Here is a 20,868-nt window from a genome sequence, read left to right as displayed (position 1 = left end):
AAACCACCCCGCCCCACCCACGCTCCTACAGGCGATTTTCAGGGTTTATCCAGCTTCTTCATAAACACGGTCATTTCTTTCTCGGCCTGTTTATCGCCATGGCCTTGCGCCGCGACGATCCCCTGCTCCCATGCCGCACGCGCGCCAGCACGGTCACCGGCAGCCAACCGGGCCTTGCCCAATAGCTTCCAGGCCGCCGAATACTTGGGATCAAACTCAACGCAACGCTGCAAATGCTCCGCCGCCTTCACGTTATCCCCAAGGTCGAGATAACCCTTGCCCAGGCCGAAGCGCAACAGTGCGTTATCCACACCCTTGGCCAGCATTTTTTCCAGTGACTCCAGCATCCCTGACTCCTTAGAAAAAACTCAAGCCCACGTGGAACAGCTTCTCCACGTCGCGAATATGCTTTTTATCCACAAGGAACAAAATCACGTGGTCGCCGGAATTGATCACCGTGGCGTCGTGAGCGACCAGCACTTCATCGTCGCGAATGATCGCGCCAATCGTGGTGCCCGGCGGCAGGTGGATTTCACCGATGCGCCGTCCAATCACCTTGCTCGATTTGGAATCCCCGTGGGCAATCGCCTCGATGGCCTCCGCTGCACCCCGGCGCAGCGAGTGCACGCTCACAATGTCGCCACGGCGCACGTGCGTCAGCAAGGTACCAATGGTGGCCAATTGCGGGCTGATGGCGATGTCGATTTCGCCGCCCTGGATCAAGTCCACATAGGCCGGGTTGTTGATGATGGTCATCACCTTCTTCGCGCCCAGGCGCTTAGCCAGCAACGAGGACATGATATTGGCCTCGTCGTCGTTGGTCAGGGCCAAAAACACGTCGGCATCGGCGATGTTTTCTTCAAGCATCAAATCGCGGTCTGATGCACTGCCTTGCAGCACCACGGTGCTGTCGAGGGTGTCGGACAAATGACGGCAGCGCGCCGGGCTCATCTCGATAATCTTGACCTGATAACGGCTTTCGATGGCCTCGGCCAAGCGCTCACCAATCTGCCCGCCTCCGGCAATCACAATACGTTTATAGCTTTCGTCGAGGCGGCGCATTTCGCTCATGACAGCGCGAATGTTGGCCTTGGCGGCGATGAAAAACACCTCGTCGTCGGCTTCAATCACCGTGTCGCCACGAGGTGTAATCGGTCGGTCGCGTCGGAAAATCGCCGCGACCCGTGTATCCACATTCGGCATGTGCTCACGCAACTGGCGCAGTTGCTGGCCAACCAGCGGGCCGCCGTAGTACGCCTTGACCGCCACCAACTGCGCCTTGCCTTCGGCAAAGTCGATGACCTGCAAGGCGCCGGGGTGTTCGATCAGGCGCTTGATGTAGTTGGTCACAACCTGCTCGGGGCTGATCAGCACATCAACCGGGATCGCATCGTTATCGAACAGCTCCTCGCCACGCGTCAGGTAGGCCGATTCGCGCACCCGGGCGATTTTGGTCGGCGTGTGAAACAGCGTGTAGGCCACCTGGCACGCGACCATGTTGGTCTCGTCGCTGTTGGTCACCGCCACCAGCATGTCGGCATCGTCGGCGCCCGCCTGGCGCAACACGTTGGGCAGCGAGGCGCGGCCTTGCACAGTACGAATGTCGAGGCGGTCGCCCAAATCGCGCAGGCGATCGCCATCGGTGTCGACCACGGTGATGTCATTGGCCTCGCTGGCCAAGTGTTCTGCCAGTGTGCCGCCGACCTGTCCTGCGCCGAGGATGATGATTTTCATGCCGTGATGTCCTGTTCCCGTCGTTAGCCGCGTGCGGCAGCGATCTTGATCAGTTTGGCGTAATAGAAACCGTCGTGCCCACCCTGCTGGGCCAGTAACTGGCGCCCGTGAGGTTGCTTGATGCCAAATTCACCGGCGATATCCAGCTCGCGCGCACCCGAGGTGCGGGCCAGGAAGGCTTCGATCACGTCAGTGTTTTCGGTCGGTAAGGTCGAGCAGGTGGCGTACAACAGGATGCCGCCGACTTCCAGGGTCTGCCACATGGCGTCCAGCAGTTCGCCTTGCAGGCTGGCGAGGGCGGCAATGTCATCTGGCTGGCGGGTCAGCTTGATGTCCGGGTGGCGGCGAATAACGCCCGTCGCCGAGCACGGGGCATCGAGCAGAATGCGCTGGAACGGTTTGCCGTCCCACCAGGTCGCGGTGTCCCGGCCATCGGCAGCAATCAGCTCGGCACTCAGGCCCAGGCGTTCGAGGTTTTCACGCACGCGCACCAAGCGCTTGGCTTCCAGGTCGACGGCCACCACGCCTGCGAGCTTGGGCTCGGCCTCAAGGATGTGGCAGGTCTTGCCGCCCGGCGCGCAGCAGGCGTCGAGCACGCGCTGGCCGGGGGCCAGGTCGAGCAAGTCTGCCGCCAGTTGCGCAGCTTCGTCCTGCACGCTGATCCAGCCTTCGGCAAAGCCCGGCAGCGAGCGCACGTCGCAGGCTTCGGCCAGCACAATGCCGTCGCGGCTGTACGCACACGGTTGCGCCTCAACTCCGTTTTCAACCAGCAATTGCAGGTATTGGTCGCGGGTTTTATGGCGGCGGTTAACCCGCAGAATCATCGGCGGATGGGCGTTGTTGGCCGCACAGATGGCTTCCCACTGGTCGGGCCAGAAGGCTTTCAGCGACTTTTGCAGCCAGCGCGGGTGGGCCGTGCGCACCACTGGGTCGTGCTCAAGCTCGGCCAGCAGTGCTTCGCTCTCACGCTGGGCGTTACGCAGCACGGCGTTGAGCAGGCCTTTGGCCCATGGTTTTTTCAGCTTGTCGGCGCAGCCCACGGTTTCGCCAATCGCGGCGTGCGCCGGAATGCGGGTGTAGAGCAGTTGGTACAGGCCAACCAGCAGCAGCGCTTCAACGTCGGCGTCGGCAGCCTTGAACGGCTTTTGCAGCAACTTGTTGGCCAGCGCCGACAAACGCGGATACCAGCGCGCGGTGCCGAAGGCCAGATCCTGGGTCAGACCGCGGTCGCGGGCATCCACCTTGTCCAGTTGCAACGGCAGCGAACTGTTCAGCGATGCCTTGCCGTTGAGTACGGCAGTCAGTGCCTTGGCGGCGGCCAGACGCGGGTTCATTGCGCAGTGCCCAGAAGGGTGCCGACGGCGAACTTCTCGCGGCGGCTGTTGAACAAGTCGCTGAAGTTAAGCGCCTTGCCACCGGGCAATTGCAGGCGTGTCAGGCACAACGCGCCTTCGCCGCAGGCGACGATCAGGCCGTCTTTGCTGGCGTCGAGAATTTGCCCTGGTTCGCCCTTGGCGTCCGCCAGCGTGGCGGCCAGCACTTTCAGCGCTTCGCCATTGAGCGTGCTATGGCAGACCGGCCAAGGGTTGAACGCGCGAATCAGGCGCTCCAACTCGATCGCGGGGCGGTTCCAGTCGATGCGCGCTTCGTCTTTATTGAGCTTGTGGGCGTAGGTCGCCAGGCTGTCGTCCTGTACCTCGCCGTGCAACGTACCGTCAGCCAAGCCTGCAATGGCCTCGATTACAGCGGGCGGGCCCAGTTCGGCCAAGCGGTCATGCAACGTGCCGCCGGTGTCTTGGCTGCTGATCGGGGTAATGGCTTTAAGCAGCATCGGGCCGGTGTCCAGACCCGCCTCCATGCGCATCACCGTCACGCCGCTTTGCGCGTCGCCCGCTTCGACCGCGCGCTGGATCGGCGCCGCCCCGCGCCAGCGTGGCAGCAGCGAGGCGTGGCTGTTGATGCAGCCCAAACGCGGGATATCCAGCACCACTTGCGGCAGGATCAGGCCGTACGCCACCACCACCATCAAGTCGGGCTTGAGGGCCGCGAGTTCGGCTTGCGCCTCGGGGGCACGCAAGGTGGGCGGCTGCATCACGGCGATGTTGTGTTCCAGTGCCAACTGCTTGACCGGGCTTGGCATCAGCTTTTGCCCACGCCCGGCCGGACGGTCCGGTTGGGTGTAAACCGCAACGATCTCGTGCGGGCTGTCGAGCAGCGCCTTGAGGTGTTCAGCGGCAAATTCGGGGGTGCCGGCAAAGACGATGCGCAGTGGCTCAGTCATGGATTACTCACTTGGAATGGAGGGAAGGCGGGAATAACCCTGTAGGAGCGAGCTTGCCTCGCGATCTTTTGATCGTTGAAAACATCGCGAGGTAAGCTCGGTCCTACAGTGAGTCCGAGACAAGCGCAGGGTTAACCCGAGGATCAAGCGTTCTGGCGGTGCAGCTTTTCCAGCTTTTTCTTGATCCGGTCACGCTTGAGCGTAGACAAGTAATCGACGAACAACTTGCCGTTGAGGTGGTCGCACTCGTGCTGAATGCACACGGCCAGCAAGCCATCGGCGGTCATTTCAAAAGGCTTGCCGTCACGGTCCAGCGCTTTGATCTTGACCTGCTGCGGGCGGTCCACGTTTTCGTAGTAACCCGGCACCGACAGGCAACCTTCCTGGTACTGGCCCATTTCGTCGGTCAGGGTTTCGAACTCGGGGTTGATAAACACCATCGGCGCGCTGCGGTCTTCGCTCAGGTCCATGACCACGATGCGCTTGTGCACGTTGACCTGGGTGGCCGCCAGACCAATGCCAGGGGCTTCGTACATGGTTTCAAACATGTCATCGATCAACTGACGGACTTCGTCGTCCACAACCGTCACCGGCTTGGCGATGGTACGCAGACGCGAGTCTGGAAATTCGAGGATGTTTAAAATAGCCATAAATTTGATTGGGGCACTGTGTGGAAGATTCAAAAACGGTTGTCAGGGCGTCTTGAAGACTCGGCAACCTGTGCAAAACGTCTCCTTCAGAGAGAGCCCGCTCGGGCTCTGGCGTTTCACGCGAGCGCACATAATAAAGGGATTCAACCCCGGATGAAACGACTAGCTGCCCGGCTGCAGGTGGTGGGCGTGTCGCAGTTTGAAACCAATGTGCGCGGCCTGTGGGGAGCGTTCAACTAACGTTGGGGGTGCTGACGTTATTTCAAGGACTGACTAACGATCACACTCAGGGTTACCGACACGTGCCCAACAACTTGTTAACAGAGTTATCCACAGGTTGCTCCTACCGTAACGCTGCTGAAACAGATCAAGGATGATCCGATGTCGCTGTCTGATATTTCCCCAGCCGAGCTGGAAGCCCGTTTGCGTTTACACCGCCTGCCAGAGGTTGGCCCCCAGCGTTACCACGCCTTGTTTCGTGCCTTTGGCTCGGCCAGTTCGGCGCTCAGTGCCCCGGCCAGCGCATGGCGGGCCTTGGGCTTGCCTGCCGCCTGCAGCGACGCGCGGCGCAACCCCGACGTGCGTGACGGCGCTAGCGCTGCAATGCGCTGGCTTGAGGGCTGCAAGCAACATGTGGTGCTGCACGATCAGCCCGATTACCCGGCCTTATTGAGTGAAATAAAAGACGCGCCGCCCCTGTTATTCGTGGCCGGCGACCCTGCCATTCTGGAAAAACCCCAGCTGGCGATGGTGGGCAGCCGGCGTGCTTCACGGCCTGGGCTGGACACCGCGACAGCCTTTTCGCGATGTTTGGCTGGCGCCGGTTTTGTGATCACCAGCGGGTTGGCGCTGGGTATCGACGGGGCTGCACATCAGGCTGCATTGGACATGGGCGGGCAGACCATCGGCGTGTTGGGCACCGGCCTCGAAAAACTTTATCCACAGCGCCACCGCGCGCTGGCAGACGCGATGATTGCCAACGGCAGCGCGGTGGTTTCGGAGTTTCCGCTGGACGCTGGGCCGCTGTCGGCCAACTTCCCCAGGCGCAACAGAATCATCAGCGGCATGTCCTTGGGCGTGCTGGTGGTCGAAGCCAGTGTGGCCAGCGGCTCGCTGATCACTGCCCGTCTGGCGGCCGAACAAGGCCGAGAGGTCTACGCCCTGCCGGGTTCTATTCATCACCCGGGCGCGCGTGGGTGTCATCAACTGATACGCGATGGCGCGACTCTGGTCGAAACGGTGGAACACATCCTGGAAGGCTTGCGCGGCTGGCGCTCAATGCCCTTATCCACAAGTGAACTCTTCACACACAGCTGTCATCCATTAGTGCAATTGTTGCAAGCAGCGCCCTACACCAGTGAAGCCCTGGCCTGTGCCAGCGGCTGGGAGTTGCCCCGGTTGCTGGCGGCGTTGACTGAACTTGAACTCGACGGGCACGTGGTGTTTGAGGGCGGGCGTTGGTTTGCTCGCGCCAGCTAAGTACACTGCGCCCAGCACATATCTGGAGACACTCAATGATCAGCACCTGGCGCGTCCAACAAGCAGCACGAGCCATACGCGCGGGCGGTGTGATCGCCTACCCCACCGAAGCTGTCTGGGGCCTGGGCTGCGACCCGTGGGATGAAGACGCGGTTGAACGTTTGCTGGCGATCAAATCGCGACCTGTGGACAAAGGCCTGATTCTGGTTGCCGACAATATTCACCAGTTCGATTTTCTGTTCGAGGACTTCCCCCAGGACTGGATTGACCGCATGGCCAGCACCTGGCCCGGGCCGAACACCTGGCTGGTGCCGCATCAGGATTTGCTGCCGGAGTGGATCACCGGCCAGCATGACACCGTGGCGTTGCGCGTGAGCGATCATCCGCTGGTGCGTGAGCTGTGTGCGCTGGTGGGGCCTATTGTGTCCACGTCTGCCAACCCGGCAGGTTTGCCGTCAGCCCGTACGCGGTTAAAAGTTGAGCAGTACTTTCGCGGGCAGATTGATCACGTGCTGGGCGGCAACTTGGGCGGGCGTAAAAACCCCAGCCTGATCCGTGATCTGGCGACCGGCAAGGTCATGCGCCCGGCGTAACCCCCACTAAATCTGTATGAGCGAGCATGCCTCGCGATCTTTTGTACGTTTAAAAGATCGCGAGGCAAGGTGTGTTACGGCAGCAAAATTGTCGAGCCGGTGGTGCGGCGCGATGCCAGTTCGATGTGAGCCTTGGCCGTGTCTTTCAACGCAAAGCGTTGGCTGATCTCAACTTTGATCTTGCCGCTGCGGACCATCTCAAACAGCTCGTCGGCCATTTTTTGCAGGTTTTCCGGCGTGTTGGCGTAGCCCGCCAAAGTTGGACGAGTCACGTACAGCGAACCCTTCTGCGACAAAATCCCCAGGTTCACGCCCGTCACCGCACCCGATGCGTTGCCGAAGCTGACCATCAGGCCGCGCAGCGCCAGGCTGTCCAGCGACGTGAGCCAGGTGTCTTTGCCGACGCCGTCGTACACCACCGGGACTTTCTTGCCGTCGGTCAGTTCCAGTACGCGCTGGGCCACGTCTTCATGGCTGTAGTTGATGGTTTCCCAGGCGCCCAGCGCCTTGGCGTAGGCTGCTTTTTCTTGCGAGCTGACTGTCCCGATCAGTTTGGCGCCCAGCGCTTTTGCCCATTGGCAGGCAATCGAGCCGACGCCCCCGGCGGCCGCGTGGAACAGAATGGTGTCCCCGGCTTTAACCTCGTAGGCCTGGCGCAACAGGTATTGCACGGTCAAGCCCTTGAGCATGACGGCAGCGGCTTGTTCGAACGAAATATCGTCCGGCAGCTTCACCACGTTCGCGGCAGGCAACACGTGGAATTCACTGTTGGCCCCCAGCGGGCCAGTGCCGTAAGCCACGCGGTCGCCGACCTTGACGTTGTGTACGTCACTGCCGACCGCGTCGACGATGCCAGCGCCTTCATTGCCCAGCCCCGATGGCAGCTCAGGCAGTGGGTACAGGCCGCTGCGGAAATAGGTATCGATGAAGTTCAGACCAATGGCCTGGTTACGAACACGTACTTGCTGCGGGCCCGGCTCGGCAGGTTGGTAGTCGACATACTCAAGTACTTCGGGCCCGCCGAGGGTCCGAAACTGGATACGTTTAGCCATTTGCACTGTCCTTGCTGAATTGACGAAGGCCCTATCCAACGCTTTAGCGTGATCTTCGTCAACTGCGACGAGGACAAGTGCGGTGTTATGCTAGCCGCCCTTCGCTGGCGGCCCCGCTCTGTCGCTTTGCCCGATTTAAGGTGATGTCATGACTACTCGCACCGAGGCCGTTAAAGCCTACTTGCTCGACCTTCAAGACCGTATCTGCGCTGCGCTGGAAACCGAAGATGGCGGCGCGCACTTCATCGAAGACGCCTGGGAGCGTCCGGCAGGCGGTGGCGGGCGGACCCGTGTGATCGAAAACGGGCAGGTGATCGAAAAAGGCGGTGTGAACTTTTCCCACGTGTTTGGCAGCGGCTTGCCGCCTTCTGCCAGCGCCCATCGCCCGGAGCTGGCGGGCCGTGGCTTTGAAGCCCTCGGCGTATCGCTGGTGATCCACCCGCATAACCCACATGTGCCGACATCCCACGCCAACGTGCGGTTTTTTATCGCTGAAAAAGAAGGCGAAGAGCCGGTCTGGTGGTTTGGTGGCGGCTTCGACCTCACGCCCTACTACGGCGTTGAAGAAGACTGCGTGCACTGGCACCGCGTGGCCGAGCAGGCCTGCGCCCCGTTCGGCGCCGACGTATACCCGCGCTACAAAGCCTGGTGCGACCGCTACTTCCACATCAAGCACCGCAACGAGCCGCGTGGCATCGGCGGCTTGTTTTTCGATGACCTGAACGAGTGGGACTTCGACACCAGCTTCGCCTTCGTGCGTGCCATCGGCGACGCCTTTATCGACGCCTACTTGCCAATTGTGCAGCGCCGCAAGGCTGACGCCTACACGGCCCAACAGCGCGAATTCCAGGAATATCGCCGGGGCCGCTACGTCGAATTCAACCTGGTGCACGATCGCGGGACCCTGTTCGGCCTGCAATCGGGTGGGCGAACCGAATCTATCCTGATGTCGCTGCCGCCCCATGTGCGTTGGGGCTATGACTGGAAAGTGGCGCCTGGCAGTGAAGAGGCCCGGCTGACGGAGTACTTTCTGCAAGACCGCGACTGGTTGGCCAACGCCTGATTTTGCCTGAGGAACCTGCTGATGGACCGTTACGTCGTTTTTGGTAATCCGATCGCCCACAGCAAATCGCCGGTGCTGCACCGTCTGTTTGCCGAGCAAACCGGGCAGTCGATGCAGTACGACACGCTGCTCGCACCGCTCGACGACTTTTCTGGCAGCGCCTCGGCGTTTTTCCAGCAGGGTCGCGGGGCTAACGTCACTGTGCCATTCAAAGAAGACGCCTATCGCCTGGCCAACGGCCTGACCGCCCGGGCGCAGCGCGCGGGCGCGGTGAACACCCTGCACAAACAGCTCGACGGCACGTTGTTGGGCGATAACACCGATGGTGCCGGGCTGGTGCGCGATCTGACGGTGAATGCGGGTTTCAGCCTCAAGGGCAAACGCATTTTGATCCTCGGCGCGGGCGGAGCGGTACGTGGCGCGCTGGAGCCGATCCTGGCCGAAGGTCCGGCGTCGGTGACCATCGCCAATCGCACGGTCGAAAAAGCCGAAGCGCTGGTGGAATTGTTCAGTGATCTGGGGCCGGTGGCCGCCAGTGGTTTTGACTGGTTGCACGAGCCGGTCGATTTGATCATCAACGCGACCTCGGCCAGTTTGGCCGGTGAAGTGCCGCCGATTGCCAGCAGCCTCATCGAGCCGGGTAACACCCTGTGCTACGACATGATGTACGGCAAGGAGCCGACGCCGTTTTGTGTGTGGGCCACCGCCCATGGCGCGGGTCACGTCATGGATGGTCTGGGCATGTTGGCTGAACAGGCGGCTGAAGCTTTTTACCTGTGGCGCGGCGTGCGTCCGGACACCGCCCCGGCGCTGGCCGAATTGCGTCGGTTGCTGGCGCAGTAAACCCCTTGTAGGAGCGAGCTTGCCTCGCGATCTTTTGATCTTCAAAAAGATCGCGAGGCAAGCCCGCTCCTACAGGTCAGTCCTCAAATAAAATCGGGCAGTTGTCCGCGCCTTCCAGCTTCTTCAATTCTTCCACCACCGGCGCCCGCGCCCGGCGCAAGGTCAGGCTGCGGCCCAGCCCCAGCAACCGGCGGGCTTCCTGGTGCAGCATCTCCACGCCCGAATAGTCGATAAAGTTGATCTGCTGCGCTTCAATCACCACCTGTTGCCCGTGGGTGCGCTGCAATCGCACTTGCAGGTAATGGCTGGCACCAAAAAAGATCGACCCGCCCACCCGTAACACCTCTTCATCGCCCTCTGTCCATTGCTGGATGCGCGGGCGCGAGGTGCGCTTGAGATAGAAGAACAGCGAAGCCAGCACCCCCGCGTAAATCGCCGTTTGCAACTCCAGCAACAAGGTGGCGATGCAGGTCAGCGCCATCACCGCGAACTCGGCGCGGCTCACGCGCCACAACGCGCGAATGCCACGCGTGTCCACCAGCCCCCAACTGATCAGCAAAATACTGCCCGCCATGGCCGGGATCGGAATGTGTGCAATCAGCGCCGAGCCGGTGACCGCAAACAGCGCCACCCACAACGCGGAAAACACCCCGGCCAGCGGCGAGCGGGCACCGGCTTCGTAATTGAGCCCCGAGCGGGTAAATGAACCCGACGACAAATACCCCGAGAACAACGCACCCGCGATATTGGATAAGCCCTGTGCACGAATCTCTTGGTTAGCGTCGAGCATTTGCTGCGAACGTGTCGCGATTGAGCGGGCAATCGACAAACTGGTCACCAGCCCCAACATGCCCACCGCCACGGCACTCGGCAACAGACGCAACACCGTCTCCACGTCCAGCGGCAGTGGGCTGAGCGGCGGTAACCGCCCGACAAAAGCCTGCACCAGCTGCACATGCCCAAACACCTGCGGCAACACCCATACGGCCACACTGGCCAGCACCAGCGTTATCAACAGCGTCGGCCAGCGTGGCAGCCAATATTTGAGCGCGGCGCCTAACAGCACCGTCCCCAGGCCCAGCCCCAGCGAGGCCGGATCGAAGTCCCGAACATGCCTGAGCAACGTCAGCAGGCTGTCCAGCGCAGTGGCCTTGCCCGGCACATCCACGCCCAGCACATTGGGTAACTGGCCCAGTGCAATCACCACCGCCGCGCCGAGGGTGAACCCAAGCACCACCGAGTGCGAAACAAAATTGGCCAGTGCGCCGAACTTCAGCATCCCCAGCAGCCACTGGAAAATCCCCGCCAGAAACGTCAGCAGCAGGATCAGGCCGATGTAGTCCTGCGTGCCGGGCACGGCCAGCGGGCTGATACTGGCAAACAATACAATCGAAATCGCCGCCGTCGGACCGCAGATCAAATGCCACGACGAGCCCCACAAACAGGCAATAATCACCGGCACAATCGCCGCATACAGCCCATATTCCGGTGGTAGGCCTGCAATCAAGGCGTAGGCAATGGACTGCGGCAGTGCCAGAATTGCACCACTCAAACCCACCATCGCATCACGGCCTACACTTGCGCGGGTCTGCTGGGGCAGCCAATTTAAAAATGGCAGGATGTGTGCACGATTGAGCTGGGGCATAGCGCTCTCGTCAGGTTGAAGTGCAAGCCAGCACCCTACCATGTCGCCGTAGTACAAGAATGAAGCTTTCGATGCGGGCTTAAGGGCATCAAAAACAGGGACCGTTACCTTCTAAAGAGGCGCTTATGCAACGAATCAAGGGCTATCACGCCCACGTCTATTACGACGCCAGCACCATCGAGCAGGCGCGCGCCCTGTGCGAAGAAGCGGCGCACCGGTTTGGTATTCAAATGGGCCGCGTCCACGAACGCCCGGTCGGCCCGCACCCCGACTGGAGCTGCCAATTGGCCTTCGGCCCCGAAATGCTTGGCATCGTCCTGCCGTGGCTGGCCATCAGCCGACACGGGCTGGTGATCTTTCTGCACCCCGACACGGGCAATGACCTGCTGGATCACACCGATCATGCGATCTGGATGGGTGAAATCAGACCATTGAATTTGGCTATTTTTTGATCGGAAAGCTACGCGCCTCATTTTTTTAGAATTTTTTTCACCCCCCCAAATCCTGCCCGCGACCAGCCGTCGGCAAATCCCGGATAGCCCCGTGCCATAACGGCTGAACGTTCGTACGCGGGCATGTGTCATACCTTGCCATGAGCTAACGTAAGACGCGTGTAGCCAAGGGTAGCGATTAGTCCTCACACGCCATCCATGTTTAACTTGAATGCTCGTTCAAGTTAAACCGGTGGTCCGCTGCCCGCTCACAACAGGAGGCTAACCTTTGCCGAACTCGCTCTTTTTACGCCTGTATCACTGCTGCGAGGTGTATTTGCCATGAGTGCACCTTCGACGTCGCAGACGTCTCTCATCCGCATGAACCCGCCGGTGTTCTACTTTGCCGCCGCGTTTATTCTGGTCTTCGGGCTGGTGGTGATTTCATTGCCCGAAGCCGCCGGTGAATGGCTGTTGGCGGCACAAAACTGGGCGGCCAATACGGTCGGCTGGTACTACATGCTAGCGATGACCCTGTATCTGATCTTCGTGGTCGTCACCGCCTTGTCCGGCTACGGCAAGATCAAGCTCGGTGCCGACCACGACGAACCTGAGTTCAGTTACCTGTCCTGGGCGGGCATGCTCTTCGCCGCCGGGATCAGCATCACGCTATTTTTCTTCTGTGTGTCAGAACCCCTCACCCACATGCTCAACCCGCCACAAGGCCCGGCCGGTAACGCCGAGGCGGCGCGCCAAGGCATGCAGTTGCTGTTTCTGCACTGGGGCCTGCACGGTTGGGGCGTGTTTGCCTTTGTCGGCATGGCGCTGGCGTACTTTGCCTACCGGCATAACTTGCCGCTGGCGCTGCGTTCGGCGCTGTACCCGCTGATTGGTAAACGCATCAATGGCCCCATCGGCTACGCGGTAGACGGCTTTGGCATCATCGCCACGGTGTTTGGTCTGGGCGCCGACATGGGGTTTGGGGTGCTGCACCTCAACTCCGGGCTCGATTACCTGTTCGGCGTGCCGCATACCCAATGGATTCAAGTGGGGTTGATCACCCTGATGATGGGCGCGGCCATTTTGGTGGCCATTGCGGGCGTCGACAAAGGCGTGCGCGTGATGTCCGACATCAACATGCTGCTGGCCTGTGTGCTGCTGCTGTTTGTGTTGTTCGCCGGGCCCACCCAGCATTTGCTCAACACCTTGATCCAGAACATCGGTGACTATTTGGGCGCGCTGCCGACCAAGAGTTTTGATGTGTATGCCTACGACAAGCCAAGCGACTGGCTGGGCGGCTGGACCGTGTTCTATTGGGCCTGGTGGATCGCATGGTCGCCGTTTGTGGGCCTGTTTATTGCGCGTATCTCCCGTGGCCGCACCATTCGCGAATTTGTGTTTGGCGTGCTGCTGATTCCGCTGGGCTTCACCCTGGCGTGGATGTCGATTTTCGGCAACAGCGCCATCGACCAAGTGCTCAACCACGGCCTGACGGCGTTGGGCCAAGCCGCGATCGACGACCCGTCGCGCGCCTTGTACCTGCTGCTCGAAACCTACCCGTGGAGCAAAACCGTGATCACCGTGACGGTGTTCATCAGTTTTGTGTTCTTCGTGACCTCGGCCGACTCCGGCACCGTGGTGCTGTCCACCCTCTCGGCGCGTGGCAATAACGCCGATGAAGACGGCCCCAAGTGGCTGCGGGTGTTCTGGGGCGGGCTGACCGCGCTGGTGACCAGCTCCCTGCTGTTCTCGGGCAGCATCGACGCGCTCAAATCGGCGGTGGTGCTGACCTCGCTGCCGTTCTCGTTGATCTTGCTGCTCATGATGTGGGGGCTGCACAAGGCGTTCTATCTGGAGTCGCAGAAGAAGATCGCGCAGATGCACTCGCTGGCCCCGGTCGCGGTCTCGCGGCGCGGGCGTGGTGGCTGGCGTCAGCGCTTGAGCCAGGCCGTGCACTTCCCGTCGCGTGACGAGGTGTACCGCTTCATGGACACCACCGTGCGCCCGGCGATTGAAGAAGTGAGCGCGGTGTTCGTTGAAAAAGGCCTCAATGTCGTCACCCAGCCGGATCTGGCTTTCGACAACGTCAGCCTGGAGATCGGCCACGGTGACCAGCATCCGTTCGTGTACCAGGTGCAAATGCGCGGCTACTTCACCCCATCATTTGCCCGTGGCGGCATGGGGCCCAAAGAACTGCGCAACCGCCGTTACTACCGTGCCGAAGTGCACCTGAGTGAAGGCAGCCAGGACTACGACCTGATGGGGTACACCAAAGACCAGATCATCAACGACATCCTCGACCAGTACGAGCGCCATATGCAGTTCCTGCATTTGGTGCGTTGAATCTGGGCGGCGATCTTTAGGTGTTCAAGATCTAGAGATCGCGAGGCAAGCTCGCTCCTACAGGGCCTGTGTAACACCTGTGGGAGCGGGCATCAGGACTCGCCAAATAGCCATGGGTTGATCAGATTCAAAGTGCCTTGCGAGAAGTCTTTAACGTTGCGTGTCGCGAGACTTGCCTGAAGCTTGACTGGTTGCGACCCACATTGCGTAACGGGGTGCCGTATGTGCATCGAAAGGCAAGACTCTGTCAGCAAAGTCTTCGTCGAACAAAGCCTGTGCAATGACGTGCAACTGATCTTTACGTTTGCCAGCGGGAAGCCGCTCGATGCCGTGAAGTATTTCGGCCATGGTGATGGCGCTGATAAACAAATCATCAGATGGCTGAGCGTCTACCCACGCAACCACGGCTGGCTGGGTTGGGGGCGCATAAGTTCAGAGAGTACGTTGGTATCGAGAATGATCATTCATCCAAGCCCACGGTGCGCACACGCTCATCTCTAGTGGGTAACTCTAATTCAATGCCGCCTGTCTCAGCGAAGCGAGCGCGGATACGGCTGGCTAAACCTGGGTTTTGGGCGGGTTTTCTTAATGCCCTGCGCAAGATAAGCCGAGCCTCTTCTTCCATGGAATGGCCATTAAGGGCTGCTTCTATACGCAGGCGTTCCTTGATTTGATCATCCAGGTTTCTAATGGTGATGCTGGCCATAAATAACCTCATGCAATCAATGAAATCATTGCAATCATAGGGCGATGAAATTGACACCTTCAGAGCGTGCAGACCAGCGGTCCTTAGCTAAAGCGCGCTTGGTGTAGATGATTTACAGACCTTTCCCTGACTCATGTGGGATGGGGCTTGCAGGCGCTTACCCCCATTGTGGTGCCCGTTGCGGGCTGCCTATAGTCCGCTCCGTCGCTGAATCATCAGCGTTCGGGCGTGCAAGCCTGAGTCATAGGTTTTCAATTTTCCATATCGCTTGGTAGGCTCCGCGCCTGCACTCTGCGTTATGGCGGTTGCGCGCGGGAGATCTTCGGGTCTGCCGGGTTCCTATGGTCGGTCTTGCACACCCGCGCACAACTGCCACCCTCTCTCTGCGTGCAAGCTGATTGAAGTGGCTCCTTAATCCATAGGAGTTTCACCATGTCGCACTTTCTTCCGCTCACCGACAATCCTGTCGATGCCAACGTCCTGTTAATTGATACCCGCGCCTCTGTGTCTGCCCTGCTCACGTGTGCCGAGCAGCGCTTTCAGGCGGCCAAGAATTTGTTGCGCAGTTTGTCCCACATGAACGCCTACAGCAGTGATCCGCATGATGTGAGCGCGGTGTGCGAGGCAACTTCGTTGTTGTTGCAGGAAGGCTGCGATGTGCTGGGGGTGTTGGTGTTGCGCGAGGTGTAACGCCCCGCAGGCTGCGAGCTTGCTCGCGATCTTTTAACGGTCAAAAGATCGCGAGGCAAGTTCGCTCCTACCCGGTCAGTGAATGGCCGGTGGCGGGTTTTTGTTTTCTTTGATGCGGTACCAGGCCACGTACAAGGCTGGCAGGAACAACAAGGTCAGCAAGGTGGCCGAGAAGATGCCGCCGATCATGGCGTAGGCCATCGGGCCCCAGAACACGTCGCGGGCAATCGGGATCATGCCCAGGCTGGCCGCCGCCGCGGTCAGCAAGATGGGCCGACGACGATGATGCGTGGCCTGCAACACGGCGTGCCACGGGTCGAAGCCGTCACGCTCGAACTGGCTGATCTGGGTCACCAGAATCACCGTGTTACGAATGATGATGCCGATCAGCGCCAGGATCCCCAAGATCGCGATAAAGCCCATCGGCGTACCTGTCGGCACCAGCGCCAACACCACACCAATCAGTCCCAGCGGCGCGACGCTCACCACGATGAACATTTTCTGCACGCTTTGCAGTTGGATCATCAGGAAGGTCGCCATCAAAAACAGCATCAACGGGATGACCTTGGCGATCGGGCCTTGGGCCTTGGCGCTCTGCTCCACGGTGCCACCGGTTTCGACTTTGTAGCCTTGCGGCAGTTTGGCGATGAAGTCATCGATGGTCGGTTTGAGATCGTCCACCAGGTCAACCGCTTGAATGTCGCCGCGCACCGCTGCCTTGAGGGTCAAGGTCGGGACGCGGTCGCGGCTCCAGACCAGCGGTTGCTCCAACTCGTAGCGCACCGAGGCAAACGCCAGCAACGGGATCGAGGTGCCGCTCGGGGTGGTGATCTGCAGGTTGAGCAGGGTCTCTGGCGTGTTGCGCTCGCTGCCATTGGCCCGGCCGACGATGTCGATCAGGTAGATGTTGTCTTTGACCTGGCTGACCGTCGCACCGGTCACGATGGTGTTCATCACCTGGGCGACGTCTTCGGAGGACAAGCCAAACTGGCGGGCCTTGTCTTGCGCGATGTCGACGCGCAGCACCTTGCCCGGTTCGTTCCAGTTGAACAGGGTTTCGCCCACGTTCGGGTTGGCGTCCAGTACGGTGGCCAGGTCGATGGCGTGTTTGCGCACCTGGTCGATGTTCGGGCCGCTCACCCGGTATTGCAGCGGCTGGCCCACCGGCGGGCCCAGCTCCAGGGTGTGGACGTAACTGCCCACGCCCACAAAGTCTTGGCGCAGGCGCTTGTTGAGGCGCTCCATCAGAGCGTCGCGGCTCTCTAGGCCGGTGCTGACGATCACCAACTGGGCGAAGAACGGGTTTTGCAGTTGCTGGTCCAGGGGCAGGTAAAAACGAATCGCCCCCTCGCCCACATAGGTGCTCCAGCGCACGATGTCCGGGTCGCCCTTGAGTGACTCCTCAAAGCGTTGAGTGACTTTGAGGGTTTCCTGGATCGAGGCGTTTTGCGGCAGGTTAAGGTCCACCAGAATTTCGGGGCGTTCAGAGGCCGGGAAGAACTGGTTCTGGACGAAGGTCATGCCCACCACCGAGGCCAAGAACATGGCCGCGGTGCCGCCAATGGTCCACCAGCGATGGGTCATGCACCACAGCAGGCCGGTGTTGAAGGCCTGGGCCAGCCGCCCCGGTTTTTCGGGCTTGGGTTTGACCTTGGCCGGCAGCACGTGCACGCCGAGCACCGGGGCAAACAATACGGCCACCATCCACGACACCAGCAGCGCCACGCCAATCACCGCGAACAGGGTGAAGGTGTATTCACCCGCCGCGCTGTTGTTAAGACCAATCGGGACAAAACCCGCCACCGTGACCAAGGTCCCGGTGAGCATGGGGAAGGCCGTGGAGTGATAAGCATACGTCGCGGCCTGTTGCTTGGTTTCACCCAGCTCTAGCCGCGAGATCATCATCTCCACCGTGATCATCGCGTCGTCCACCAGCAGGCCCAGGGCGATGATCAACGCGCCCAGCGACACCCGCTGCATGGCGATGCCGGTGAACTCCATGAACACAAAGACCAGCGCCAGCACCAGCGGGATCGAGATCGCCACCACCATGCCCGCGCGCAGCCCCAAACTGATAAAGCTCACCGCCAACACGATGATCACCGCTTCAAACAGCGCACTGGTAAAGCCGTGCACGGCCACCTGAACCACTTCGGCCTGGTCAGACACCATGTGCACGCCCACGCCAACCGGCAGTTGTGCGGTCAGTTCGTCGATGCGCTCCTGCAGTTGTTTACCGAACTCCTGAATGTTGCCGCCGGTGTTCATGGCCACGGCCAGGCCGATGGCCGGCTGGCCGTTGTAATGGAACATCGGCGCGGCCGGGTCGACATAGCCGCGGGTGATGTCGGCCACATCGGCCAGTCGGTAGAAGCGGTTGTTGACCCGCAGGTTCACGGCCTCAAGGTCGGCCACGCTGTGAAACTGCCCCGATGCACGCACCGACATGCGCTCGGGCCCGGCCTCAATGACGCCTGCCGGGGTCACGGCGTTTTGCTCTTGCAGGCTTTGCAGAATGTGCTGCTGATCCAGGCCCAGTGCGGCCAGTTTGCGGGTCGAGAAGTCGAGGTAGAACGTTTCGGCCTGCTCGCCGATGGTCATCATCTTGCCGCGGTTGGGAATGTCGCGAATCCCCAGGCGCACCTGCTCCACGTAGTCGCGCAGTTGGCGCATGCTGATGCCGTCGCCGGTAAAGGCGTAGATCGTGCCGTACACATCACCGAACTCGTCGTCGAACCCCGGGCCAATGATGCCTTGGGGGAAGTCGCCGCGAATGTCACCGATCTTTTTGCGCACCTCGTACCAGATATGCGGGATGAGCTCGGCCTTGGTGGTGTCTTTCAAAAACACAAACACCGTGGATTCACCCGGCCGGGTATAGCTCTGGACGTAATCGAGGGTGTCCAGCTCTTCGAGTTTTTTCTCGATGCGGTCGGTGACTTGCAGCATGGTGTCATCCACCGTAGCGCCGGGCCATTTGGTCTGGATCACCATGGTTTTGATGGTAAAGCTGGGGTCTTCGGCGCGGCCCAGATTGAAGTACGAAAAGAACCCGGCAAGCACCGCGACGAACATCAGGTACCACACGAATGATTGATGCTCGAGGGCCCACTCGGACAGGTTAAATTTCCCATTCATTGCGAGCTTTCCTTGTCGAGTCTGACTTTCTGTCCGGGTTTGAGGCTGTAAGCGCCTGCACTGACCACGGCGTCACCGTTGTTGATACCGCCCGAGAGCAAGACGCTGTTGCCCACGCGGCGCCACACGGTCACATCGCGGGTGTTGGCGGTGTGGGTTTGCGGGTCTACGACCCAGACGCGGGTCTGGCCATCGGTTTCTTGCAGAGCGGTCAGCGGGACCTGGAAGTGCTGGGTAATCGGGCTGCTGACCGTCACGCTGATGGAGCTGCCCAGGCGGAAAGCCGGTGGCGTCTGGTCCAGGGTCAGGCGTACGCGTCGGGTGCGGGTGGCGCTGTCGGCTTGTGGCGCGATTTCGCGCACATGGGCCTTGGTGTTGACGTTCGGGTCCAGTTGCCCGGCGACCAGGAACGTCACGTCCTTGGGCAGCGCTTCGGCCAGCGGCGCCGGCAGATCGATAACCGCTTCTTTGATTTCAGGCCGCGCCAGGGTGGCCACGGCTTCACCGACACTGACCACCTGGCCGGCTTCGATCGCCCAATCGGTGATCACCGCGTCATGGTCTGCGCGCAGGTTGCAGTAGCTGAGCTGGTCCTTGGCCTGATTGAGCGCCGCCATCGCCTGTTTCACAGAGGCCTGGGTGGTTTTGAGGTCGGCTTGTGCCGTGTCCAGCTGGGCTTGTGCGCCCACGCCCTGGTTGAACAGCTCTTGCTGACGACGGGCATTGGCCTGGGCGTTGATCAACTGCGCCTGGGCCTTGTCGAGATCGCCTTGGGCTGCCCGCACATTGTTTTGCTGATCGGTCGGGTCGAGGCTGGCCAGAATGTCGCCTTCCTTGACCATGGCGCCCACATCGTAATAACGCCGCACAATGCGCCCCGGTACGCGAAAGCCGAGTGTGCTTTCGTAGCGCGCTTCGATATTGCCGGCAAAGCGGCCCAGGTGTTGGGTCAGGTCCGGTTTGGCCAGCACGTACAGCACCGGCCTGACGGGAGGCTCGGGCGATTTTTTTTCAGAGCAACCGAACAGAAACAAGGCCGCGAAGGGGGCTATCCATAAACGGTTCATAGCGCCATCCCCCCTGCTGGCGTGGGGGCGATCTCGACCATCATGCCGGGGTGTAACAATTGTCCGCCTGCGACCACCACCTGTTCTCCGTCCTTGAGGCCTTCACTGATGATCACGCTGCCGGTCAGGTAGCGCCCCACTTTGACTTTCTGCAGGCGGGCCTTGTTATCGCCGTCGACCACCCACACCGCCGGTTCGCTCTCATCTTTGGTCAGGGCCGACCACGGCATCTCAATGCTGCGTTGCGGCGCCGGGGTCAGGTTGACGCTGACAATCGAGCCTAAATCCATGCCCTTGGGCAGTGAGTCCAGCTGCACCTTGATCTGCAACGTGCCGCTTTGGGCTGCCACGGCGGGCGTGATCTCGCGGATAAAGCCCTTGGCCTGGACCTCGGGATTGTTCAGCAGCGTGATGTGCACGGTGGGGTCTTTGGGCGGCTCGATAAACAGCGACTCGTACACGTTGAACACCGCATCGCGGGCACCATCACGGGCCAGCGAAAACATCGGCATGGTGGCCTGTACCACTTGCCCGACCTCAGCCTGGCGCGCGGTGATGATGCCCGGTGCTTCGGCCACCAGGTTGCTGTAACTGAGTTGCTCACGGGCATTGGCCAATTGCGCCTGTGCGGCGGCCAAGGCACTTTGGGCGCTCTGCTGGGCCGCGTAGGCCGTATCGTATTCGCTTTGGCTGGTGTAGCCCTTGGGCAGCAATTTTTGCTGACGCACATAAGCGGCGCGGGTTTGTACCACTTGCGCCTGTTGGGCATACACGTTGGCTTGTGCGGTGTCGACCTGGATCTTCAGATCCTTGGGGTCCAGACGTGCCAAGACTTGATTGGCCTGAATGTGATCACCGACATCGACTTTACGTTCGATAATCTTGCCGCCCACACGAAAGGAAAGCTGCGTTTCGACCCGAGCCTGAATATCGCCACTGAGCGCAATGGGTGGTGCAAATTCGCGGGTGGTAACTTCTTGTACATAAACCCGTGGTGATAAAGGCTCTTTGGGGCCTTCCTTACCGCAAGCCGTCAGGAGCGCCAAAAGGCTCAAGCCCCAAACACACTTGATTCGTGGACCAGCCATGCAGACTCCTTTGCTTGATGCTGATTGATCGGGACAATCCGTCACATAGCGTAGAACAGGGTTCA

Annotated in this window: 19 protein-coding genes; 7 read left to right on the top strand and 12 right to left on the bottom strand. The window is 60.5% G+C overall.

The window, feature by feature from the left end; genetic code table 11:
• Positions 1–38: 38 nt before the first annotated feature.
• From NTD86_RS01065 to def, 5 genes are all read right to left on the bottom strand, one after another.
• Complete coding sequence (locus NTD86_RS01065) at positions 39–347, bottom strand: tetratricopeptide repeat protein (RefSeq protein WP_262200284.1); 309 nt, start codon at positions 345–347, stop codon at positions 39–41.
• A 10-nt stretch (positions 348–357) separates the two neighbouring features.
• The gene (gene trkA / locus NTD86_RS01060) at positions 358–1,734 is read right to left on the bottom strand and encodes a Trk system potassium transporter TrkA (RefSeq protein WP_262200283.1); all 1,377 of its coding nucleotides are present in this window, start codon (positions 1,732–1,734) and stop codon (positions 358–360) included.
• Positions 1,735–1,757: 23 nt separating this feature from the next.
• A complete protein-coding gene (rsmB, locus tag NTD86_RS01055; RefSeq protein WP_262200282.1) occupies positions 1,758–3,068 on the bottom strand; it encodes a 16S rRNA (cytosine(967)-C(5))-methyltransferase RsmB in 1,311 nt (436 codons plus the stop codon).
• On the bottom strand, positions 3,065–4,015 hold the full coding sequence (fmt, locus tag NTD86_RS01050; protein ID WP_262200281.1) for a methionyl-tRNA formyltransferase: 951 nt from the start codon (positions 4,013–4,015) through the stop codon (positions 3,065–3,067). The genes rsmB and fmt overlap by 4 nt, the downstream gene beginning before the upstream one ends.
• Positions 4,016–4,158: 143 nt before the next feature.
• On the bottom strand, positions 4,159–4,665 hold the full coding sequence (def, locus tag NTD86_RS01045; protein ID WP_262200280.1) for a peptide deformylase: 507 nt from the start codon (positions 4,663–4,665) through the stop codon (positions 4,159–4,161).
• 381 nt (positions 4,666–5,046) lie between these two features.
• On the opposite strand from def, the gene dprA reads away from it, so the two are divergent.
• Positions 5,047–6,144 carry a DNA-processing protein DprA gene (gene dprA, locus NTD86_RS01040; RefSeq protein ID WP_262200279.1) on the top strand — a complete coding sequence of 366 codons (1,098 nt, stop codon included), beginning with the start codon at positions 5,047–5,049 and terminating at the stop codon, positions 6,142–6,144.
• Between the two features lie 35 nt (positions 6,145–6,179).
• Positions 6,180–6,737: an L-threonylcarbamoyladenylate synthase gene (locus tag NTD86_RS01035; protein ID WP_262200278.1), complete on the top strand. Its 558-nt coding sequence runs from the start codon at positions 6,180–6,182 to the stop codon at positions 6,735–6,737.
• Between the two features lie 74 nt (positions 6,738–6,811).
• Here the strand turns inward: NTD86_RS01035 and NTD86_RS01030 are convergent, their stop codons facing one another.
• Complete coding sequence (locus tag NTD86_RS01030; RefSeq protein ID WP_262200277.1) at positions 6,812–7,789, bottom strand: quinone oxidoreductase family protein; 978 nt, start codon at positions 7,787–7,789, stop codon at positions 6,812–6,814.
• A 148-nt stretch (positions 7,790–7,937) separates the two neighbouring features.
• Here NTD86_RS01030 and hemF point away from each other — a divergent pair, with 148 nt between their 5' ends.
• Together hemF and aroE are read left to right on the top strand one after the other, a co-directional pair.
• The gene (gene hemF, locus NTD86_RS01025) at positions 7,938–8,852 is read left to right on the top strand and encodes an oxygen-dependent coproporphyrinogen oxidase (protein WP_262200276.1); all 915 of its coding nucleotides are present in this window, start codon (positions 7,938–7,940) and stop codon (positions 8,850–8,852) included.
• A 21-nt stretch (positions 8,853–8,873) separates the two neighbouring features.
• Entirely contained in the window at positions 8,874–9,695 is an 822-nt protein-coding gene (gene aroE, locus NTD86_RS01020; protein WP_262200275.1) for a shikimate dehydrogenase, read from the top strand.
• A 76-nt stretch (positions 9,696–9,771) separates the two neighbouring features.
• On the opposite strand, the gene NTD86_RS01015 is transcribed toward aroE, so the two are convergent.
• Positions 9,772–11,340 carry a SulP family inorganic anion transporter gene (locus NTD86_RS01015; protein ID WP_262200274.1) on the bottom strand — a complete coding sequence of 523 codons (1,569 nt, stop codon included), beginning with the start codon at positions 11,338–11,340 and terminating at the stop codon, positions 9,772–9,774.
• A gap of 125 nt (positions 11,341–11,465) precedes the next feature.
• On the opposite strand from NTD86_RS01015, the gene NTD86_RS01010 reads away from it, so the two are divergent.
• Both NTD86_RS01010 and betT read left to right on the top strand, forming a co-directional pair.
• Positions 11,466–11,792: a DOPA 4,5-dioxygenase family protein gene (locus tag NTD86_RS01010; protein WP_262200273.1), complete on the top strand. Its 327-nt coding sequence runs from the start codon at positions 11,466–11,468 to the stop codon at positions 11,790–11,792.
• Positions 11,793–12,152: 360 nt separating this feature from the next.
• The gene (gene betT / locus NTD86_RS01005; protein WP_262200290.1) at positions 12,153–14,114 is read left to right on the top strand and encodes a choline transporter BetT; all 1,962 of its coding nucleotides are present in this window, start codon (positions 12,153–12,155) and stop codon (positions 14,112–14,114) included.
• A gap of 150 nt (positions 14,115–14,264) precedes the next feature.
• Here betT and NTD86_RS01000 read toward each other — a convergent pair whose 3' ends face one another.
• Both NTD86_RS01000 and NTD86_RS00995 read right to left on the bottom strand, forming a co-directional pair.
• Positions 14,265–14,519 (bottom strand): PIN domain-containing protein, encoded by a 255-nt coding sequence (locus NTD86_RS01000; RefSeq protein ID WP_315974718.1) that lies wholly within the window; start codon positions 14,517–14,519, stop codon positions 14,265–14,267.
• Positions 14,520–14,574: 55 nt separating this feature from the next.
• Positions 14,575–14,820 (bottom strand): FitA-like ribbon-helix-helix domain-containing protein, encoded by a 246-nt coding sequence (locus tag NTD86_RS00995; protein ID WP_262200272.1) that lies wholly within the window; start codon positions 14,818–14,820, stop codon positions 14,575–14,577.
• Positions 14,821–15,252: 432 nt separating this feature from the next.
• Between NTD86_RS00995 and NTD86_RS00990 the strand changes: the two genes are divergently transcribed.
• Positions 15,253–15,510, top strand: coding sequence for a hypothetical protein (locus tag NTD86_RS00990; protein ID WP_262200270.1), 258 nt, complete (start codon positions 15,253–15,255; stop codon positions 15,508–15,510).
• A 75-nt stretch (positions 15,511–15,585) separates the two neighbouring features.
• Here the strand turns inward: NTD86_RS00990 and NTD86_RS00985 are convergent, their stop codons facing one another.
• Genes NTD86_RS00985 through NTD86_RS00975 form a run of 3 tightly spaced genes read right to left on the bottom strand, consistent with a single transcriptional unit; the run spans position 15,586 to position 20,803 of the window.
• Positions 15,586–18,648, bottom strand: a complete 3,063-nt coding sequence (locus tag NTD86_RS00985) for an efflux RND transporter permease subunit (RefSeq protein ID WP_262200269.1) — start codon at positions 18,646–18,648, stop codon at positions 15,586–15,588.
• Positions 18,645–19,715 (bottom strand): efflux RND transporter periplasmic adaptor subunit, encoded by a 1,071-nt coding sequence (locus tag NTD86_RS00980; RefSeq protein ID WP_262200268.1) that lies wholly within the window; start codon positions 19,713–19,715, stop codon positions 18,645–18,647. Before NTD86_RS00980 ends, NTD86_RS00985 begins: the two co-directional genes overlap by 4 nt.
• Positions 19,712–20,803 (bottom strand): efflux RND transporter periplasmic adaptor subunit, encoded by a 1,092-nt coding sequence (locus tag NTD86_RS00975; protein ID WP_262200267.1) that lies wholly within the window; start codon positions 20,801–20,803, stop codon positions 19,712–19,714. Before NTD86_RS00975 ends, NTD86_RS00980 begins: the two co-directional genes overlap by 4 nt.
• Positions 20,804–20,868: the final 65 nt, after the last annotated feature.

The sequence above is a fragment of the Pseudomonas sp. 7P_10.2_Bac1 genome (assembly GCF_025465935.1).
Lineage (GTDB): Bacteria > Pseudomonadota > Gammaproteobacteria > Pseudomonadales > Pseudomonadaceae > Aquipseudomonas.
Note: the sequence above shows the minus strand (reverse complement) of the source record. Positions and strands in the feature narration are given on the sequence as shown.

Coding starts and splice junctions, on each gene's coding strand:
- NTD86_RS00990 (WP_262200270.1), top strand. CDS start 15,253: ATGTCGCACTTTCTTCCGCTCACCGACAATCCTGTCGATGCCAACGTC.
- def (WP_262200280.1), bottom strand. CDS start 4,665: ATGGCTATTTTAAACATCCTCGAATTTCCAGACTCGCGTCTGCGTACC.
- NTD86_RS01035 (WP_262200278.1), top strand. CDS start 6,180: ATGATCAGCACCTGGCGCGTCCAACAAGCAGCACGAGCCATACGCGCG.
- NTD86_RS00975 (WP_262200267.1), bottom strand. CDS start 20,803: ATGGCTGGTCCACGAATCAAGTGTGTTTGGGGCTTGAGCCTTTTGGCG.
- dprA (WP_262200279.1), top strand. CDS start 5,047: ATGTCGCTGTCTGATATTTCCCCAGCCGAGCTGGAAGCCCGTTTGCGT.
- NTD86_RS00985 (WP_262200269.1), bottom strand. CDS start 18,648: ATGAATGGGAAATTTAACCTGTCCGAGTGGGCCCTCGAGCATCAATCA.
- NTD86_RS00995 (WP_262200272.1), bottom strand. CDS start 14,820: ATGGCCAGCATCACCATTAGAAACCTGGATGATCAAATCAAGGAACGC.
- NTD86_RS01030 (WP_262200277.1), bottom strand. CDS start 7,789: ATGGCTAAACGTATCCAGTTTCGGACCCTCGGCGGGCCCGAAGTACTT.
- NTD86_RS01065 (WP_262200284.1), bottom strand. CDS start 347: ATGCTGGAGTCACTGGAAAAAATGCTGGCCAAGGGTGTGGATAACGCA.
- rsmB (WP_262200282.1), bottom strand. CDS start 3,068: ATGAACCCGCGTCTGGCCGCCGCCAAGGCACTGACTGCCGTACTCAAC.
- betT (WP_262200290.1), top strand. CDS start 12,153: ATGAACCCGCCGGTGTTCTACTTTGCCGCCGCGTTTATTCTGGTCTTC.
- aroE (WP_262200275.1), top strand. CDS start 8,874: ATGGACCGTTACGTCGTTTTTGGTAATCCGATCGCCCACAGCAAATCG.
- hemF (WP_262200276.1), top strand. CDS start 7,938: ATGACTACTCGCACCGAGGCCGTTAAAGCCTACTTGCTCGACCTTCAA.
- NTD86_RS01015 (WP_262200274.1), bottom strand. CDS start 11,340: ATGCCCCAGCTCAATCGTGCACACATCCTGCCATTTTTAAATTGGCTG.
- NTD86_RS01010 (WP_262200273.1), top strand. CDS start 11,466: ATGCAACGAATCAAGGGCTATCACGCCCACGTCTATTACGACGCCAGC.
- NTD86_RS00980 (WP_262200268.1), bottom strand. CDS start 19,715: ATGAACCGTTTATGGATAGCCCCCTTCGCGGCCTTGTTTCTGTTCGGT.
- trkA (WP_262200283.1), bottom strand. CDS start 1,734: ATGAAAATCATCATCCTCGGCGCAGGACAGGTCGGCGGCACACTGGCA.
- fmt (WP_262200281.1), bottom strand. CDS start 4,015: ATGACTGAGCCACTGCGCATCGTCTTTGCCGGCACCCCCGAATTTGCC.